Below are 17,031 nucleotides of genomic sequence, written 5' to 3' on the forward strand. Positions count from 1 at the left end.
CGGAGGCAGGCACTCGGTTCCGAAACCTTTCGATCCCCAGCGGATCGCATCGCAGACGGTATTGACATGCAGGGGAACGGTCAATGCCGATCGCGCGCCGCCCCCAAAAGAGCAGTTGGCGAGCGAAAAATATCGGCTTCTACGTGAAACTTTCACGAGCACCTGTCCCCCGGGTTTTGGCTGCTCTAGCGCGACGTACCTACCGGTCGGTACTGTGAAAGTCCAGAAGAATCGTCTGATGCGGGAGTTCTGCGCATGTCCCTTTCGCACGCCCAGGTCCAAGCCCAGCTCACCGGCCCCGGCCAGCTTTTCGAGACCGAGGAGATCGGCGACACCGGGGTACGCACGTGGAAGCACGCGCCGGCACACTTCCGCGCCCTGCTGGAGACCAGCAGGTTCCACGGCGAGCAGGTCTTCCTGGCCTACGAGGACGAGCACATCACCTTCGAGGAGCACTTCCGCCGCGCCGCCACCCTGGCCCGCCGCCTGGTCGAGGAGTACGGCGTCGCCAAGGGCGACCGCGTTGCCATCGCCATGCGCAACTACCCGGAATGGGTGGTCTCGTTCTCGGCCGCGCTGGCCGCCGGGGCCATCGCCGTACCGCTGAACGCCTGGTGGACGGAGGCCGAGCTGGCCTACGGCGTGCACGACTCGGGGGCCAAGGTGCTGATCGCCGACGGCGAGCGGGCGGTCAGGCTGGCCTCCACGGGCGTGCCGATGATCGTGACCAGGGGCGAGGTGCCCGAGGGCGCGCGGTCGTTCGGCGACGTGCTGGGCGAGGTCACCGCCGACGTGCGGCTGCCCGACGTCGAGCTGTCCCCCGAGGACCCGGCGACGATCTTCTACACCTCCGGCACCACCGGCCGGCCCAAGGGCGCGCTGGGCAGCCACCGCAACCTCGGCCAGTCCCCCATGACCGTGGCCTACGGCCTGGTCCGCTCGGTCACCATGGCCGGCAAGGACGCGGGCGCGGCGGCGAGCGTGCGCCGGGTGACGCTGCTGACCGTGCCGCTGTTCCACGTCACCGGCTGCTTCTCCGCCATGATCACCTCGATGTTCACCGGCGGCGGCGTGGTGCTCATGTACAAGTGGGACCCCGAGCAGGCGCTGCGGCTGATCGAGCGGGAGCGCGTCACCACGATGATCGGCGTGCCGACCAACGCCTGGCAGCTCATGTCGCACCCCGACTTCGGCAAGTACGACCTGTCGTCGCTGACCACCCTCGGCTACGGCGGCGCCCCCGCCCCGCCCAAGCTGCTGGAGCGCATCACCACGAACCTGCCCGACCGCGCGCCCTCCAACGGCTACGGCATGACCGAGACGACCGCCCTGGCCATCGGCAACGGCGGCGCCGAGTACCACGCCAGGCCCGACAGCATCGGCATGCCCTCGGCCGTCGTGGACGTGCGCGTGGTGGACCCCATGGGCGCCGAGCTGCCCGCCGGCGAGGTGGGCGAGCTGTGCGTGCGCGGCCCGAACGTGATCATGGGCTACTGGAACCAGCCCGAGGCCACGGCGCAGACGTTCGTGGACGGCTGGCTGCACACCGGCGACCTGGCCAGGATCGACGAGGAGGGCTTCGTCTACATCGTGGACCGCGCCAAGGACATGGTGATCAGGGGCGGCGAGAACGTCTACTGCGCCGAGGTCGAGGCCGCCCTGTTCGAGCACCCGGCGGTGGACGACGTGGCGGTGATCGGCGTCCCGCACGACGAGCTGGGCGAGGAGGTCGGCGCGGTGATCCGGCCGGCGCCGGGCCGGTCGGTCACGGCCGAGGAGCTGCGCTCGTTCCTGGCGGACCGGATCGCCAAGTTCAAGATCCCGGCGCACGTGTGGTTCCGTGAGGGCGAGCTGCCCCGCAACCCCGGCGGCAAGATCCTCAAGACCCACCTACGCCGCGAGATCCTCGGCTCCTGACCATCCCCTCCCGGGACGTCGCACGCTCCTGAACCCCACTTCAGGGAAGCCGTACCCTCCCGGACCCCGCTTCCGCGACCTCGCATCCTCCTGAAACCCCTCCGGGGCGCCTCCGCAAGGGGGCGCCCCCTTCCTTTTTCTCCGGAGAACCCGCAGGTCGGCGACCGGTTCGCGGACTTCATTACCTGGCGCGTAATCGCGGCCCCTACGCCCCGGCTGACATCGTTCAAGTGTCGCAACCAGCACTTGAAGGAGCCAAGATGACCGCCCTCACCGTCACCGCCGACCGGACCAGGTTCCTGCGCCTCGCGCTCGCCGCGGACGCCGTCGTCACCGGCGTCAACGGGCTGGTCTACCTGGCCCTGGCCGGCCCGGCGAGCGACCTGCTCGGCCCGGGCGCGGGCCTGCTGCGCGAGATCGGGATCTTCCTGCTCGTGTACGGCGCCGCCGTCGGCCTGCTGGCCTCCCGCCCCGCGATCAACCCGGCCGCCGTCAAGGTCGTCGTCGGCCTGAACATCGTCTGGACCCTGGCCGGCGTGGCCGCCGTCGTGACCGGCGCGCTCGAGTTCAGCACGCTCGGCGCCGTCTGGGCCATCGCCCAGGCCCTGGTCGTGGGGCTGTTCGCGGAGCTGCAGATCACCGGCCTGCGCAAGGCCCGCCGCTGACACCTCTCCTGAGAACCGCCTTCTGAGAACCGCCTTCTGAGAACCGCCTTCTGAGAACCGTTGAAAGAACTCCTGGAAGAAAGTGAGATCATCATGACCACCGAACTCGTCGAGCGCTACATCGCCGCCTGGAACGAGACCGACGCCGACGCCCGCGCCAAGGCCGTCGCCGAGCTGTGGACCGAGGACGCGACCTACACCGACCCGATGGCCGACGTGGCCGGGCACGCCGGGATCGCCGCCGTGATCGAGGGCGCGCAGGGCATGTTCCCCGGCCTGGTGTTCACGCCGGGCGAGGTGTTCGACGCCCACCACCACATCGCCCGCTTCACCTGGCACCTCGGCCCGGCCGGCGAGGAGCCCCTGGCCGTCGGCTTCGACGTGGTCGAGCTGGCCGAGGACGGCCGGATCCGCAGGGTCCTCGGCTTCCTCGACAAGGTGCCCGCCGCCTGACCCCCCTCCCGCGAAGGCCCCCGGTTCCCCGGGGGCCTTCGCCGTTCCTAAATGATTTGCCCTCATCGCGGACGTGGTCCGACAATCAGACTTCGTGCCCGCACCAATCCTGCGCCTGCTCCGTCACCTCTTCCCCGACCTGAGCCCGCTGCGCGACTCCCGCGACTACCGCCTGCTGTTCGGCGCCGGCGTCGTCACCATGTTCGGCACGATGATCACCATGGTGGCGCTGCCGTACCAGATGAAGGAGCTGACCGGTTCCTACGTCGCGGTCGGGATGATGAGCCTGGCGGAGTTCGTCCCGATGGTGGTGTGCGGGCTGTGGGGCGGCGCGATCGCCGACGCGCTCGACCGCCGCCGGATCATCGTGCTGAGCGAGCTCGGCCTGCTGGTCACCACCGCCGCGCTCGTGGTCAACGCGATGCTCCCCCACCCGCAGGTCTGGGTTTTGTACGTGATGGGCGCCCTGTCCACCGGCATCGCCTGCCTGCAGCGTCCGAGCCTGGAGGCGGTGATGCAGCAGGTGGTCCGGCACGACCAGCAGGCCGCGGCGGCGGTGCTCAACAGCCTGCGCTGGAACGTCGGCGCGATCGTCGCCCCGGCGCTGGGCGGCCTGCTGCTGGTGCACCTCGGCACGCACGTCGCCTACGCCATCGACACGGCGACCTTCGTGCTCTCCCTGGCGCTGCTGTGGCGCATCAGGTCGCTGCCCCACGTCGAGGACGCCGCGCCCGCCTCGCTCAGCTCTCTGGTCGAGGGCGTGCGGTACGCCACCGGCCGCGGCGACCTCATGGGCACGTACCTGGTGGACATCGCGGCCATGGTGTTCGCCATGTCCAACGCGCTGTTCCCGTTCCTGGCCGACGAGCTGGGCTCACCCGAGTCGCTCGGCCTGCTGTACTCCGCCGCCGCCGTGGGCGCCCTGGCCGCCTCGGTGACCGGCCGCTGGACGGCCCGCGTCCAGCGGCAGGGCCTCGGCGTGATCGTCGCGGCGGCGCTGTGGGGCGTGGCGATGACGCTGACCGCGCTGGCCCCGAGCGTGTGGCTGGTCTTCCTGTGCATCGCGCTGGCCGGCGCGGCCGACATGATCAGCGGCATCTTCCGGACGACGATGTGGAACCAGACCATCCCGCAGGAGCTGCGCGGGCGGCTGGCGGGCATCGAGCTGCTGTCGTACGCCAGCGGCCCGATGCTGGGCAACGCCCGCGCGAGCCTGATGGCCAACTTCGGCGGCACCCGGTTCTCACTGGGCGCGGGCGGCCTGCTGTGCGTGGGCGCCGTCCTCGGCCTGGCCGCCGCCCTGCCGAAATTCCGCCGCTACGACGCCAGAACCGACGAACACGCGATCGCCGAACGCGCCCGCCGCATCGAGCAGTCCTCCGACCAGCCCACCCCGGCCTGACCGACCCGCCATCGGCAGCCGTTCCACCGACCGGACCAGCTCACCCCGCGCGGCCGTTCCACCGGCCGGACCGGCTCACCCCGCGCGGCCGTTCCACCGGCCGGGACGGCTCCATCGGGCGGGGCGCCCTACTCCCGCTCCCGCCAGCCGTCGTACCGCTCCACCAGCTCGTCGACCTGGCCGAGGGCCTGCTCGTCGAGCCCCTCCACGACGACGAGCCACTGGGCGTCCTCGGCGTCGTCCTCACCGGCGAGCGTCTCCCGCACCACCCGCGGCACCCCGAGCCCCGGGAACCACTCCCCCAGCGTCTCGGCGACCTCCTCGGCATCCCCACGCTCGCCGAACACCAGCAACTCCCTCATGCCCCACATTCTCCCGCGACTTGCACACGTGTACGTTCGTTCACCAAGCGTGAGCGAAGTGCGTTGATTAGCGTTGGACGATGCCTGCCGAAGCGATCCTCCCCGACTGGGCCTTCCCTCCACCGCAGGGCTACGTCGCCGAGGACCTCGATCACATTCCGGATCTGCCTCCGCACACAGAGCTGATCGACGGAAGCCTGATCGTCCTGGGGCCGCAGGCGCCTTCCGACGAGGCGCTGACCTGCTACCAGGCCGAGGATGTCATCCTGGCCGTCGAGGTGGTCTCGCCCGTCACCGAGGTGCGCGACAGGAAGCGCAAGCCCACCCTCTACGCCGAGGCGGGCATCCCCCACGACCGGCTCAAGCTGACCGTCCCGTTCGACATCGACATCGACCTCACCACGTTGAACACATGACAAAGGGGCCGGTACGACGATCCGTACCGGCCCCCTCTGATCGGCTCAGGCGCTGCGGAGCTGGGCTCCCACGCGGTCGGCCGCCATCGCCACCGCCGCGTCCCTGGCCGCCGTCGTCTCCTCGACCGTCAACGTACGGCCCGCCGCCCGGAACCGCATCGTGTAGGCGAGCGACTTGTTCCCCTCGCCCACCTGCTCACCCGCGTAGACGTCGAACAGCCGCACCGACTCCAGCAGCTCGCCGGCCCCGTCGCGCAACGCCGCCTCCACGTCGGCCACCGGCGTGAAGTCGGGCACGATCAGCGCCACGTCCTGCGTCGCCACCGGGTACGGGGACACCGGCGGCGCCTGCACCGGCCCCGGCATGGCCGACTCCAGCCGCGACAGCTCCAGCTCCATGGCGGCGGTGCGCAGCGGCAGCCCGTACGCCTCGATGACCCGCGGGTGCAGCTCACCGGCGTGCCCCACCAGCGTGTCGCCCACGTAGAGGGCGGCGCACCGGCCCGGGTGCCACGGCTCGTGCTGGTCGGCGCTGATGGACAGCTCGACCCGCGACTCGGCCGCGATCAGCCGGGCGGCCTGCACGGCGTCGGCCCATGAGGCCTGCCGGCCCGAGCCCCACCAGCCGGACCGCTCGAACTCCCCGGCCAGCACGACCGCGACCCGCAGCGGCTGGTCGGGCAGCGCCGCCTCGATCGAGGCCAGCTCCTCCTCGGTGGGACGGCGCGAGACGCCGAGCACCGGAGCGGCGGCGGGGGCGTTCTCCCGGGGCCGGTAGACCGCGCCCGTCTCGAACAGCGCCACGTCGCCGAAGCCGCGCCCGACGTTGCGGACCAGCGTCTTGAGCAGGCCGGGCAGCAGTGTCGTGCGCATCAGCGGCTCGTCCTCCGACAGCGGGTTGGCCAGGCGCATGGCCCGGCGTCGCGCGTCGTCGGCGGGCAGCTGCAGCCGGTCGAAGTCGTCGGCCCCGATGAACGGGTAGCTGAGCACCTCGACGTAGCCGCCCTCGGCCAGCGCCCGGCCGACCCGCCGGCGCAGCCGCTGCCCCTCGGTCAGCCCGGCGCCCGCCGGGGCGCTGGGCAGCACCGACGGCAGCCGGTCGTAGCCTTCGAGCCGGATGACCTCTTCGGCCAGGTCGTTGGGGTCGGTGAGGTCGGGCCGCCACGACGGCGGGGTGACCGTGATCATGTCGGGGCCGGTGACGGCCAGCCTGGCGGCCAGCTCGCCGCCGGTCACGACGCCGGTCGGGTCGACGCCGCCCTCGCGCACGGCCGGGTCGTCGCCGTCGGTCACGAGGCAGCCCACCTGCTCCAGGCGGCCGACGACGACCTCCTTGGAGTACGGGACGCCCGCCACGGCCGACGGATGACCGGCCGGGATCGCGATGCGCGCCGGCGTGACGTCGACCTCGGCGTGCGTCACGCCGGGCTGCACGGTCGCGCCGCCCAGCTCGGCCAGCATGCGCACCGCCCGCCAGGAGGCGACCAGCGGCAGCTCACGGTCGACGCCGCGCTCGAACCGCTTGGACGCCTCCGAGACCAGCCCGTGCCGGCGCGACTCGCGCGAGATGCCGGTGGCCGAGAAGTGGGCGGCCTCGATGACGATGTCGGTCGAGCCGTCGGAGATCTCGGTCTCCAGGCCGCCCATCGTGCCCGCCATGGAGATCGGGCCCGACTGGTCGGTGATGAGGATGTCGTCGGGGTCGAGCTCGCGCACGACGTGGTCGAGCGTCTCCAGCCGCTCGCCCTCCCGGGCCCGCCGGACGACGATCTCGCCGGTCAGCTTCGACCGGTCGAAGGCGTGCAGCGGCTGGCCCAGCTCCAGCATCAGGTAGTTGGTGATGTCGACGGCCAGCGACACCGGGCGCATGCCGGACCGGCTCAGCCGCACCCGCATCCACAGCGGGCTCTGGGCGGCCGGATCGAAGCCGCGCACCTCGCGCAGCACGAACCGGTCGCAGGCCGTCGGGTCGCCGATGGAGGCCGGCCAGGACGGCTCGCTCTCGGCGGGCACCTCGACGTCGGCCGGGTCGCGGAAGGCCACGCCGAACGCGGTGGCCACCTCGCGGGCCACGCCGCGGACGGACAGCGCGTAGCCGATGTCGGGCGTGATCTCCAGCTCGATCACGTCGTCGCGCAGGCCGAGCAGCTCGACCACGTCGGTGCCGATGGGCGTGCCGGCGGGCAGCACCATGATGCCGTTGTGGTCGTCGCCGAGGCCCAGCTCGCGCTCGGAGCAGATCATGCCCTCGGACATGCGCCCGTACGTCTTGCGCGCGCCCACCTCGAACCCGCCCGGCAGCACGCCGCCGGGCAGCACGACGGGGACGCGGTCGCCGGCGACGAAGTTCGTGGCGCCGCAGACGATCTCGCGCGGCGTCGCCTCGCCCACCTCGACCTTGCAGTGCCTGATCGGCTTCTTGAAGCCGGTGAGCTCCTCGATCTCCAGCACCTCGCCGACGACGACGTTCTTGACGTCGTGGCCGTAGGAGGTGATGGCCTCGAGCTTGAGCCCGGCCATGGTGAGCCTGTCGGCCACCTCGTGCGCGGTGGCCGCCGGGAGATCGACGTACTCCCGCAGCCAGGAGAGCGGGACCTTCATCAGATCTCCATTCCGAACGGGAGCGTGAAGCGCACGTCCCCCTCGATCATGTCTCGCATGTCTTCGGCGTTGTGGCGGAACATCAGCGTGCGCTCGATCCCCATGCCGAACGCGAACCCGGAGTAGCGCGAGGGGTCGACGCCGCAGGCGATGAGCACCCGCGGGTTGACCATGCCGCAGCCGCCCCACTCGATCCAGCCCTCGGACTTGCAGGTGCGGCACGGCGGGTTGCCGGGGATCGCCGAGGCGCCGCGGCAGACGAAGCACTTCAGGTCCATCTCGGCGGACGGCTCGGTGAAGGGGAAGTAGTTCGGCCGGAACCGGGTGGTGATGCCCTCGCCGAACATGACCTCGGCGAACCTGTCGAGCGTGCCCTTGAGGTGGGCCATGGTCAGGCCCTCGTCGACGGCCAGCCCCTCGGTCTGGTGGAAGACCGGGGTGTGGGTGGCGTCGAGCTCGTCGGTGCGGAACGTCTTGCCCGGCGAGATCACGTAGACCGGCAGCTCGCGCTGGAGCAGCGCGCGGATCTGCACCGGCGAGGTCTGGGTGCGCAGCACCATGCCCGACTCGGTGGAGTCCACGAAGAACGTGTCGTGCTCGGAGCGGGCGGGGTGGTCGGTGGCGATGTTGAGCGCGTCGAAGTTGAACCACTCGCCTTCGAGCTCGGGGCCCTCGGCGACCTCGTAGCCCATGGCGACGAACGCGTCGGCGACGCGCTCCTGCAGCGTGGTCAGCGGGTGACGGGCGCCGCGCGGCCGCCGGTCCCACGGCAGGGTGACGTCGACGGTCTCCTCGACGAGCACCCGGGCGTCGCGTTCGGCCTCCAGCTCGGCCTGGCGGGCGGCCAGCGCCTCGTTGATCGCTCTGCGGGCGCCGCCGACGCGCTTGCCGGCCTCGGCGCGGGCGGCCGGCGGCAGGGCGCCGATCTCGCGGTTGGCCAGGGCGATGGGCGAGCGGTCGCCCGCGTGCGCCAGCCTGGCCTGCTTGAGTGCGTCGAGGCTGTCGGCCGCCTTGATCGCCGTGAGGGCGTCGGCCTCCATGCGGGACAGCTCGTCGGCATGCAACGGCGTCACCTCGACGGGGTCGTAGTCAGACAAGAGTGAGCTCCGTATCCAGGGCTTGAGCGGAAATGAGTCTAGTGGGGCCCGCCCACCGGACCGACTTCGACGGGGGTCGAGCCGCTCGGGGCTTCAGACCGTGGCGAAGTCGGGTGTGCCGGTGGGCACGGTAAATCGGAACTCCGCGCCGCCCTCGGGCGCACGCTGCACGGTGATCGTGCCGCCGTGCGCCTCGACCAGGCCCTTCACGATGAACAGGCCGAGCCCGGTGCCGCCGCGCCGGCGGCTGTTGCCGCCCCGCCAGAACTGCCGGAAGACGCGCGGAGCCAGCTCGGGCTCGATGCCCTCGCCCTCGTCGCGCACCGACACGGCCACTCCCCATCCGACGGACTCGATCTCGATCGTCACGGTGCCACGCCCGTGGCGCACCGCGTTCTCCACCAGATTACCCAGAATCTGGTCGATCTTGTCCTGGTCGAGCCACATCTCCGGCAAACGGTCGCCGACGATCAGGCGGTAGCGGTCTTCCGAGTCGCCCGCCGCGACCCGGCCGGCGACCAGCCGGCGCGCCCTGGCCGGCACGTCGACGACCTGGCGGCGCACCTCCAGCCGCCCGGACTCGATGCGCGAGACGTCGAGCAGCTCGGTGATGAGCCGGGTGACGCGGTCGGCGTCGTTGTTGACGGTCTCCAGCATGACGCGCTTCTGCTCGTCGGTGAAGCGCGTCCACTTGGCCAGCAGGGTGGCGGTGAAGCCCTTGACGCTGGTCAGCGGCGAGCGCAGCTCGTGGGCCACGGTGGAGACCAGGTCGGCGCGGCTGCGCTCCAGCCGGGCGCGGGCGCCGCCGTCGCGCAGGGTGATCGTGACCCGCTCGACCTCGCCGCCGCGCTCGGGCTCGCGCACCAGCCGGGCCGCGACGTAGAGCTCCTGGCCGCCCGGCAGGTGCAGCGGCCGCTCGGGGACCCTGGTCCTGGTACGCAGCCCGCCCTCGGGATCGAGCGCCTTCCACCACTCGCGCCCGTCGTGGTCGCGGAAGGGGAAGACCTCGTTCATCTCCCGGCCCACGGCGCGCTCCATGGCGACCCGGGTGAGCCGGGCGGCGGCCCGGTTGACGGCCAGCACACACCCATATCGGTCGGTCACGATAAGACCGTCGGGGAGGTCGTCGATGGAGATCGTGCACGCGGCGGCCACGACTCGCCCGTCGGTTTCTGCGCCGTGCACGACCTCGCCTCCTCCGCCTACAACGCCGACAATAGCGGGTTTCCGGCCGCCTAGGGCACTCGCTGAGCCCTGGCGGAGGAGTAAAGGCACACCGCCGCGGCGGTGGCCAGGTTGAGACTTTCAGCCTGTCCGTAGATGGGCACTCTGACCACATCGTCCGCCTCGGCGCGTATCTCCTCCGGCAGTCCCCAGGCCTCGTTCCCGAAGATCCACACAGTCGGTCCGGAAAGATCCACGTCGTCGAGCGTGTGCTTGCCCGCGCCGTCGGCCGCCAGCACGCGCATGCCCCGCTCCCTCAGTTGACGCACGGCGGCGGCGACCGGTGCACCGATGACGACCGGCAGATGAAACAGGCTGCCCGCGCTGGCGCGTACGCACTTGCCGTTGTAGGGGTCGACGGAGGCGTCGGTGAAGATCACCGCGTCCGCCCCGGCGGCGTCGGCCGCCCGCATGACGGTGCCGGCGTTGCCCGGGTCGCGTACGTGCGCCAGCATCGCGACCAGCTTCGGCTCCCCGGCCAGCGCCTCCTCCAGCGGCACGTGCACGAGCCGGCACACCGCCAGCAGCCCCTGCGGGGTCACCGTCTGGGACAGCTCGGACATGACCTCGCCGCTGGCCCGGTGGACGGGCACCCCCTGCAGCGTGGCCTGGGTGATGAGCTCGGCGTGCCGCAGCTCGGCCTCGGCCGTGGTGAACAGCTCCAGCGTCACCCCGTCGAGCTTGAGCGCCTCGCGCACCGCCTGCGGCCCTTCGGCCAGGAACCTGCGGTCCTGCTCCCTGAAGGCGCGCTTGGTGAGCCTGCGTGCGGCCTTCACCCTCGGCGACTTCACGTTGGTCAGCTCGGACCCGGCCATGCTCTCCCCCTGATCGTGCGTGGATATAACAAAAGGGCCCACCGTGACGGTGGGCCCTCTGTGTCTGAAGGCGACCTCAGCTCGCGGTGGCCGGAGCGTTCACGTTCGCCGGGAGCGCCTTCCTGGCGGCCTCGACGAGCGTGGCGAAGGTCGCGCCGTCGTTGACCGCGAGGTCAGCGAGGATCTTGCGGTCGACCTCGATGTTGGCCAGGCGCAGGCCCTGGATCAGGCGGTTGTAGGTGATGCCGTTGGCGCGGGCAGCGGCGTTGATCCGCTGGATCCACAGACGGCGGAACGCACCCTTACGGTCCTTGCGGTCCCGGTAGGCGTACGTCATCGAGTGGAGCATCTGCTCCTTGGCCTTGCGGTACAGCCGCGACCGCTGGCCACGGTAACCGCTCGCCCTGTCGAGGACGACCTTGCGCTTCTTCTTGGCGTTGAGCGCCCGCTTCACGCGTGCCATGTTTCTTCTCCCCGGGGGTTCGCGCTACTTGGCGAGCAGCTTCTTGATCTTCTTGGTGTCTGCCGGCGAAACGACGACTTCACCCTTGAGACGACGCGTCAGCGTGGACGACTTCCACTCGTTGTAGTGCGCGCGGCTGGCGCGGCGGCGCTTGAGCTTGCCGGTGCCGGTGAGCCGGAACCGCTTCTTCGCACCGCTGTGCGTCTTCATCTTCGGCATGTCGCCGTCTCTCCTCAATTCGGTCGTGCCGGTGGCCGGGCCGGTGCTGGCCGGCCCGGTCGCGGCTGGTTCGTCTGCCGGTGGCTGCCGGGGCGCGTGGTGTGAGGCTGACCCCAGCCGCAGGTCACGCTTCCTGTACGGAAGGTTCCGCTTCCTGTACGGAAGACTCCTCTTCCGACGCGGAAGGCTCCTCGCCACGCTGCGCCTTGGCGGCAGCCTTTTCGGCCTTGGCCTCGGCCTTCTTCTTGTGCGGACCGATCACCATGATCATGTTACGGCCGTCCTGCTTGGGCTGGGACTCCACGAACCCGAGCTCCTGGACGTCCTCCGCCAGCCGCTGCAGCAGCCGGAAGCCGAGCTCCGGCCGGGACTGCTCACGTCCGCGGAACATGATCGTGACTTTGACCTTGTCCCCCGCCTTGAGGAACCGCACCACGTGACCCTTCTTGGTCTCGTAGTCGTGCGGGTCGATCTTCGGCCGGAGCTTGATCTCCTTGATGATCGTGTGCGCCTGATTCTTGCGCGCCTCGCGCGCCTTCATCGCGGACTCGTACTTGAACTTGCCGTAGTCCATGAGCTTGCACACGGGCGGTCGAGCCGTGGCCGCGACCTCGACGAGGTCGAGGTCGGCCTCCTGGGCGAGCTTCAGCGCGTCATGAATGCTGACGATGCCGACCTGCTCGCCGTTCGGGCCCACGAGGCGAACCTCGGGAACTCGGATACGCTCGTTGATGCGGGGCTCAGTGCTGATGGGGCCTCCTAGGTTTGCGATCCCTACGTGCTCGTCGTGGCGGGGGCCTTCCGCGCCGAAGACGCGAAAAGCCCCGCACGTCGCGCATGCGGGGCCACTGAGCTCTGTGGCTTCGTGGCCTCGAGCTCCCCGGAGAGTCCGGCGTGATCCTGGACCCGGCCACCTTTCGGCGACTCGGGTGGGAGGGAGACCTCCGCTTGCGCGTCCAGCAAGGCATGCCGGACCGATCAGAGAGCTACATTACCACAACCACGCACGCGCCTCGAATCATCCCGCCGGCGCGGGTAATCGCCAAGAAGATCACTGCGGACGGGCCGCGGCCCGCCGGGCGATCTCGGCCTCGCCCGCCGCGCGCATGGCCTCGACCGGCACGTCCGGGCGGCCGGTCATCAGCTCCACCTGGCGCGCCGCCTGGTGCAGGAGCATCGCGAAGCCGCCGACCATCGTGCCGCCCGCGTCACGGACGGCCGTGGCCGCCCTGGTGGGCCAGGGGGCGTAGACCACGTCGAACAGCGCCGGCACGCGGGCCAGCCGCCCGGCGAAGGCGTCGGCGGCCCCCGCGGGCAGCGTGGAGACCACCAGGTCCACCCCGGTGTACGCGTCGAGCTTGTCGAACGTCTCCACCGCCAGCGCCACGCCCAGCCGTTCGGCCACCTCGGCGGTCTCCCCCGCCCTGGCCGGGTCGCGGACCAGCAGCGTGGCCGCGAACAGCCCCAGGTTGCGCAGGGCCGCCAGCGCCGAGGCGGCCGTGGCGCCGCCGCCCAGCACGGTCGCCGACCGCGGCGCGGGCACCCCCGCCTCGGCCAGCGCCTGCTCGATGCCGTGGACGTCGGTGTTGTGCCCGTGGCGCAGGCCGTCGGCGAAGACCACGGTGTTGGCCCCGCCCACCTCGACGGCCAGGTCGGAGACGGTGTCGAGGAGCGGCAGCACGGCGCGCTTGAGCGGCATCGTCAGCGACAGCCCCGCCCAGACGCGCTCGCCGGGCCCCTGCTCACCGCCCTGCTCACCGTCGCGCTGCCCGCGCACGGGGGTCAGCCCGGCGAGCAGGCCGGGCAGCCGCGCCTCGTCGCACTCGATCGCCTCGTAGCTCCACCCGTCGAGCCCCATCGCCGCGTAGGCGGCCCTGTGCAGGTGGGGCGAGAGCGAATGCCCGATCGGCGAGCCCATGACCGCAGCCCGCATCGACACTCCTTCCGGAAACACGGTCCCTACTCCTACCACGCCGCGGGGCCGCCGGTCGTCGGACGGCTCCCGCGGCGGAGGTCAGCCGCCGTTCCGCTTGTACTCGGCCAGCAGCGCCTGGCGTTCGGCCTCGGTGGTGGCGAACTTGGTGACGCGGCTGTTGGGGTCGGTGGCGACGAAGTAGAGCCAGTCGCCCTTGGCCGGGTTGAGCGCCGCCTCGATGGCGTGCTGGCCCGGGTTCGAGATCGGGCCCGGCGGCAGGCCGAGGTACATGTACGTGTTGTACCGGCTCTTGGTCTTCGTCTCGGCGATGGTGGCGGCGGTGCGGTACTTGTTGAGCGCGTACATGACCGTGCTGTCCATCTCCAGCTTCATCTCCGGGTCGCGGTCGAGCCGGTTGTAGATGACGCGGGCGATCTTGGGCATGTCCTCGAACCGGCCGGCCTCGGCCTGGATGATGCTGGCGATGACCACGATGTCCTGGGGCTTGCGGCCCAGGGCCTTGGCGCCGCCTTCGAGGTCGACCTCGTCGGCCGTCTGGTTGAACCGCTTGACCATCGCGCCCAGGATCTGGGCCGGGGTGGCGTTGGGCGGGAACTCGTAGGTGGCCGGGAAGGCGTAGCCCTCCAGTTTGCCCTTGGCGTACGACGGCAGGTCGAGGTCGGCGGTGTCCTTGGCCGCGGCCGCGAACCCCTTGGCCGGCTTGCCCGTCGCCTTGGCCAGCGTGGTCAGCGTGTCGGACAGCCGCAGGCCCTCCTTGACGCCCACCTTGGCCAGCAGCTTGTTCTCGGGGCTCAGCATCGCCACCGCGTCGGCCGCCGCCATCTTCTTGCGCATCTTGTACTGGCCGGGCTGCAGCGACCCGCTCTTGCCGGCGTTGCCGATGGCGGTGCTGAACGCCCTGGCGCTGGCCACGACGCCGAGGCGCACCAGCTCCTCGGCCACCTCCGACGCGCTCTGGCCGTCCTTGATCTCGACGATCACCTCGCCGGTGCCCTGGCCGGTGTAGTCGTCGGGCACGAGGGCGTCGCTGACCCACAGGTAGCCGTAGTAGCCGCCGCCGCCGATGATGCCCGCCAGCACGACGAAGGCGAGCAACGGCGCGATGAAGCCGCCCCGGTTACGACGTCTGCGCCGCCGGCGGTTGCCGCCGCGCTTGCCGGAGCCGCGGGCACGGCGCCGGGACCGGCCCTCGTCGTCCTCGGTGCCGAGCAGGGAGTTCAGGTCGAGATCGCTCATAGCTGCGCTGGCCAATCTCCCGGTACGGCCCGTTCGGCGTCAAGCGGTTGTGCCGAACCGGCGGAGCTCACCGGGCGAAACGGGGGGATCCGCCGGGCATGCTCCCACGACCAGCGGAGATCACTCTGGGTAGCCATGCTAGGGGATGGGAAGAGGGCGCATGACCCGGTATGGGGCTTTTGCGCGGGCACAGGGGGGGTCCCGCCGAACATCAGTCCGTCCCGAGGTTCTTGTTCAACTCTTCCCGGTATCTCACGAACTCGCTCTCTTTGTTGGTGAATTTGGTGATTCTATGCGCCGGATCCGTCGTCACAAACCAGTGCCAATCACCCGCGGCCGGGTTCAGGGCCGCCAGCAGCGCCTTCTCCCCCGGATTGGCGATGGGCCCGGGCGGCAGCCCGCGGCGGTGGTAGGTGTTGTAGGGCGAGTTCACCTTGGTGTCGCTCTCCGTGACCTTCAGTGACCGGCGGTTCTGCGCGTACAGGACCGTGGTGTCGAGCTCCAGCGGGGTGTTGCTCTTGAGTCTGTTGTAGATCACTCTGGCGATCTTGGGGTAATCGGCGTCGGTGCCGCCCTCCGCCTGCACGAGGCTGGCGACCGTGAGCGCCTCCAGCGGGGTCAGGCCGAGCCGCCGGGCCCCCTCCGCCAGGTGGATCTGCCGGGCGGCCACGCCCCACCGCTCGACCATGGCGGCCAGCACATCCACCGCCTTGTCGCCGGGCTCGACGTCGTACGTGGCGGGGAACAGGAAACCCTCGATCCCGGGCGCGTACGAGGGCAGCCCGAGCAGGCTCTTGTCCACGCTCTGCAGCTCCTTCAGCGGCAGCGCGGCCAGCTGGGCGACGCGCCGCAGCACCTCGCCCGCGCGCAGCCCCTCCGGCACCGCCACCCGCCTGACGAGCCGGGAGGCGGGCGCGAGCAGCAGGTCGAGCGCCGCGCCCGCGGCCATGCCCTTGCGCAGCCGGTAGTGGCCGGGACGCAGCCGGTTGGCCACGGCCCGCTCCTGGGCCGCGTTCACGAACGAACGCGAGCTGGCCACCACGCCGGCGTCGGCCAGCGCCGTGCCGATCTCCTCGGCGTTCGCCCCGGGCGGGATGCGGACGGTGACCGTCCCGCTGCCCATGCCCTCGAAGTCCTCGGGGCTCAGGTACGGCCTGACCACCGTGAGCACGCCCGCGCCCGCCGCCACCAGGGCGGCGACCAGCGCGGCGGAGACCAGCCCCGCCTTGCCCAGGGCCCGGCCACGGCGCGACGACCGACTGCCCCCGGCGGCCTCCCCAACCACCGGGCGCGGGCCACTACCGGCAGACCCCTCGCCCGCCGGATGCGGCATGCTCCCGGCAGACTTCCCGCCCACCGGGCGCGGCCCACTGTCCGCAGACCCCTCGCCCACCGGAAGCGGCATGCTTTCGGCAGACCCCTCGCCCACCAGGCGTGGGCCACTGTCGGCAGACTCCTCGCCCACTGGGTGCGGCGTGCTCCTGGCAGGATCCCCATCCGCCGGCCGCGGGCCGCTCCCGGCAGGGTTCTCGCCCGCCGGCCGCGGGCTGCCTCCAGGGTGCTCCTCGGCCGCCGGGTGCGTCTCCTGCTCGGAGTCCGTCCGCAGGAACGGGATGACCTCGCCGCCGTCGTCGTCGGGGGTGGCGTTCACGCCGCCACCTCGCCGGTCGGACGCCCGGCGGGCGAGATCGGGGCCCGCGCACGTTCCATGCCCTCACAACGGGCCTCGTGGTGCCGCCCGGTCATGAGGCAGGTCCGTCGGCCGCCGCGGGGGGCGGTTCGACGGGCCTGCCTGGTGGTCTGTCGGTGGCGCGTTCGGAGTCGAGGGCGTCCTGGAGCAGCACGACGGCGGCCGCCTGGTCGACGACCCCGCGCTGCTTCTTGGCGCGTACGCCGCTGGCCCGCAGCCCGTGCTGGGCCGCGACCGTGGTGAGCCGCTCGTCGAACAGCCGCACGGGCGTGGGCGCCAGCCGGCCGGCCAGCTCGGCGGCGAACGCGCGGGCCAGCCCGGCCGCCTGCCCCTCACGCCCGGACAGCGACGTGGGCAACCCCACGATCACCTCGATCGCCTCGTGCTCGGCGACGATCTCGGCGAGGCGGTCGAGGTCGCCCTTGCCCCGGCGTACGGTCTCGACCGGCGAGGCCAGCGTCCCGCTGGGATCGCTGCGCGCCACGCCGATGCGGACGGAACCGACGTCGACGCCGATCCGCGAACCGAACCTCAT

17 protein-coding genes are annotated in these 17,031 nt (G+C 71.4%); 5 read left to right on the forward strand and 12 right to left on the reverse strand.

The window, feature by feature from the left end; translation table 11 throughout:
* The first annotated feature begins 255 nt into the window (after window positions 1–255).
* The 4 genes from AB0J46_RS42830 to AB0J46_RS42845 all read left to right on the forward strand — a co-directional run bounded on the left by AB0J46_RS42830 (window position 256) and on the right by AB0J46_RS42845 (window position 4,437).
* A complete protein-coding gene (locus tag AB0J46_RS42830; protein WP_364340848.1) occupies window positions 256–1,917 on the forward strand; it encodes a class I adenylate-forming enzyme family protein in 1,662 nt (553 codons plus the stop codon).
* A gap of 260 nt (window positions 1,918–2,177) precedes the next feature.
* Window positions 2,178–2,582, forward strand: coding sequence for a hypothetical protein (locus AB0J46_RS42835; RefSeq protein ID WP_364340850.1), 405 nt, complete (start codon window positions 2,178–2,180; stop codon window positions 2,580–2,582).
* A 93-nt stretch (window positions 2,583–2,675) separates the two neighbouring features.
* Window positions 2,676–3,035 carry a nuclear transport factor 2 family protein gene (locus tag AB0J46_RS42840; RefSeq protein WP_364340852.1) on the forward strand — a complete coding sequence of 120 codons (360 nt, stop codon included), beginning with the start codon at window positions 2,676–2,678 and terminating at the stop codon, window positions 3,033–3,035.
* A gap of 94 nt (window positions 3,036–3,129) precedes the next feature.
* Entirely contained in the window at window positions 3,130–4,437 is a 1,308-nt protein-coding gene (locus AB0J46_RS42845; protein ID WP_364340854.1) for an MFS transporter, read from the forward strand.
* Between the two features lie 128 nt (window positions 4,438–4,565).
* Here AB0J46_RS42845 and AB0J46_RS42850 read toward each other — a convergent pair whose 3' ends face one another.
* Window positions 4,566–4,799, reverse strand: a complete 234-nt coding sequence (locus AB0J46_RS42850; protein ID WP_358285799.1) for a hypothetical protein — start codon at window positions 4,797–4,799, stop codon at window positions 4,566–4,568.
* 80 nt (window positions 4,800–4,879) lie between these two features.
* Between AB0J46_RS42850 and AB0J46_RS42855 the strand changes: the two genes are divergently transcribed.
* Window positions 4,880–5,215, forward strand: a complete 336-nt coding sequence (locus AB0J46_RS42855; protein WP_364340856.1) for a hypothetical protein — start codon at window positions 4,880–4,882, stop codon at window positions 5,213–5,215.
* A 45-nt stretch (window positions 5,216–5,260) separates the two neighbouring features.
* On the opposite strand, the gene AB0J46_RS42860 is transcribed toward AB0J46_RS42855, so the two are convergent.
* From AB0J46_RS42860 to ruvX, 11 genes are all read right to left on the reverse strand, one after another.
* On the reverse strand, window positions 5,261–7,816 hold the full coding sequence (locus AB0J46_RS42860) for a phenylalanine--tRNA ligase subunit beta (RefSeq protein WP_364340858.1): 2,556 nt from the start codon (window positions 7,814–7,816) through the stop codon (window positions 5,261–5,263).
* Window positions 7,816–8,856 (reverse strand): phenylalanine--tRNA ligase subunit alpha, encoded by a 1,041-nt coding sequence (gene pheS, locus AB0J46_RS42865; RefSeq protein ID WP_352364980.1) that lies wholly within the window; start codon window positions 8,854–8,856, stop codon window positions 7,816–7,818. Before pheS ends, AB0J46_RS42860 begins: the two co-directional genes overlap by 1 nt.
* A 150-nt stretch (window positions 8,857–9,006) precedes the next feature.
* Window positions 9,007–10,098, reverse strand: coding sequence for an ATP-binding protein (locus tag AB0J46_RS42870; RefSeq protein WP_352364892.1), 1,092 nt, complete (start codon window positions 10,096–10,098; stop codon window positions 9,007–9,009).
* 50 nt (window positions 10,099–10,148) lie between these two features.
* A complete protein-coding gene (locus AB0J46_RS42875) occupies window positions 10,149–10,952 on the reverse strand; it encodes an RNA methyltransferase (protein ID WP_357986153.1) in 804 nt (267 codons plus the stop codon).
* A 76-nt stretch (window positions 10,953–11,028) separates the two neighbouring features.
* Window positions 11,029–11,415 carry a 50S ribosomal protein L20 gene (rplT, locus tag AB0J46_RS42880; protein WP_364340860.1) on the reverse strand — a complete coding sequence of 129 codons (387 nt, stop codon included), beginning with the start codon at window positions 11,413–11,415 and terminating at the stop codon, window positions 11,029–11,031.
* Between the two features lie 24 nt (window positions 11,416–11,439).
* On the reverse strand, window positions 11,440–11,634 hold the full coding sequence (gene rpmI / locus AB0J46_RS42885; RefSeq protein ID WP_125635662.1) for a 50S ribosomal protein L35: 195 nt from the start codon (window positions 11,632–11,634) through the stop codon (window positions 11,440–11,442).
* A 124-nt stretch (window positions 11,635–11,758) separates the two neighbouring features.
* Complete coding sequence (gene infC, locus AB0J46_RS42890) at window positions 11,759–12,385, reverse strand: translation initiation factor IF-3 (RefSeq protein ID WP_352364978.1); 627 nt, start codon at window positions 12,383–12,385, stop codon at window positions 11,759–11,761.
* A gap of 300 nt (window positions 12,386–12,685) precedes the next feature.
* The gene (locus tag AB0J46_RS42895) at window positions 12,686–13,567 is read right to left on the reverse strand and encodes a shikimate dehydrogenase (protein WP_364340862.1); all 882 of its coding nucleotides are present in this window, start codon (window positions 13,565–13,567) and stop codon (window positions 12,686–12,688) included.
* An 81-nt stretch (window positions 13,568–13,648) separates the two neighbouring features.
* Window positions 13,649–14,806: an endolytic transglycosylase MltG gene (gene mltG, locus AB0J46_RS42900; protein WP_358285788.1), complete on the reverse strand. Its 1,158-nt coding sequence runs from the start codon at window positions 14,804–14,806 to the stop codon at window positions 13,649–13,651.
* A 211-nt stretch (window positions 14,807–15,017) separates the two neighbouring features.
* Window positions 15,018–16,091 (reverse strand): endolytic transglycosylase MltG, encoded by a 1,074-nt coding sequence (gene mltG, locus AB0J46_RS42905; RefSeq protein WP_364340864.1) that lies wholly within the window; start codon window positions 16,089–16,091, stop codon window positions 15,018–15,020.
* A 457-nt stretch (window positions 16,092–16,548) separates the two neighbouring features.
* Entirely contained in the window at window positions 16,549–17,031 is a 483-nt protein-coding gene (gene ruvX / locus AB0J46_RS42910; RefSeq protein WP_364340866.1) for a Holliday junction resolvase RuvX, read from the reverse strand.

This window comes from Nonomuraea sp. NPDC049758 (genome assembly GCF_040674635.1).
Classification (GTDB): Bacteria; Actinomycetota; Actinomycetes; order Streptosporangiales; family Streptosporangiaceae; genus Nonomuraea.

Excerpts from the sequence above, each read along its gene's own strand:
- AB0J46_RS42830 (WP_364340848.1), top strand. The coding sequence starts at position 256 with ATGTCCCTTTCGCACGCCCAGGTCCAAGCCCAGCTCACCGGCCCCGGC.
- AB0J46_RS42835 (WP_364340850.1), top strand. The coding sequence starts at position 2,178 with ATGACCGCCCTCACCGTCACCGCCGACCGGACCAGGTTCCTGCGCCTC.
- AB0J46_RS42840 (WP_364340852.1), top strand. The coding sequence starts at position 2,676 with ATGACCACCGAACTCGTCGAGCGCTACATCGCCGCCTGGAACGAGACC.
- AB0J46_RS42850 (WP_358285799.1), bottom strand. The coding sequence starts at position 4,799 with ATGAGGGAGTTGCTGGTGTTCGGCGAGCGTGGGGATGCCGAGGAGGTC.
- AB0J46_RS42855 (WP_364340856.1), top strand. The coding sequence starts at position 4,880 with ATGCCTGCCGAAGCGATCCTCCCCGACTGGGCCTTCCCTCCACCGCAG.
- AB0J46_RS42860 (WP_364340858.1), bottom strand. The coding sequence starts at position 7,816 with ATGAAGGTCCCGCTCTCCTGGCTGCGGGAGTACGTCGATCTCCCGGCG.
- pheS (WP_352364980.1), bottom strand. The coding sequence starts at position 8,856 with ATGGAGGCCGACGCCCTCACGGCGATCAAGGCGGCCGACAGCCTCGAC.
- AB0J46_RS42875 (WP_357986153.1), bottom strand. The coding sequence starts at position 10,952 with ATGGCCGGGTCCGAGCTGACCAACGTGAAGTCGCCGAGGGTGAAGGCC.
- rplT (WP_364340860.1), bottom strand. The coding sequence starts at position 11,415 with ATGGCACGCGTGAAGCGGGCGCTCAACGCCAAGAAGAAGCGCAAGGTC.
- rpmI (WP_125635662.1), bottom strand. The coding sequence starts at position 11,634 with ATGCCGAAGATGAAGACGCACAGCGGTGCGAAGAAGCGGTTCCGGCTC.
- AB0J46_RS42895 (WP_364340862.1), bottom strand. The coding sequence starts at position 13,567 with ATGCGGGCTGCGGTCATGGGCTCGCCGATCGGGCATTCGCTCTCGCCC.
- mltG (WP_358285788.1), bottom strand. The coding sequence starts at position 14,806 with ATGAGCGATCTCGACCTGAACTCCCTGCTCGGCACCGAGGACGACGAG.
- ruvX (WP_364340866.1), bottom strand. The coding sequence starts at position 17,031 with ATGAGGTTCGGTTCGCGGATCGGCGTCGACGTCGGTTCCGTCCGCATC.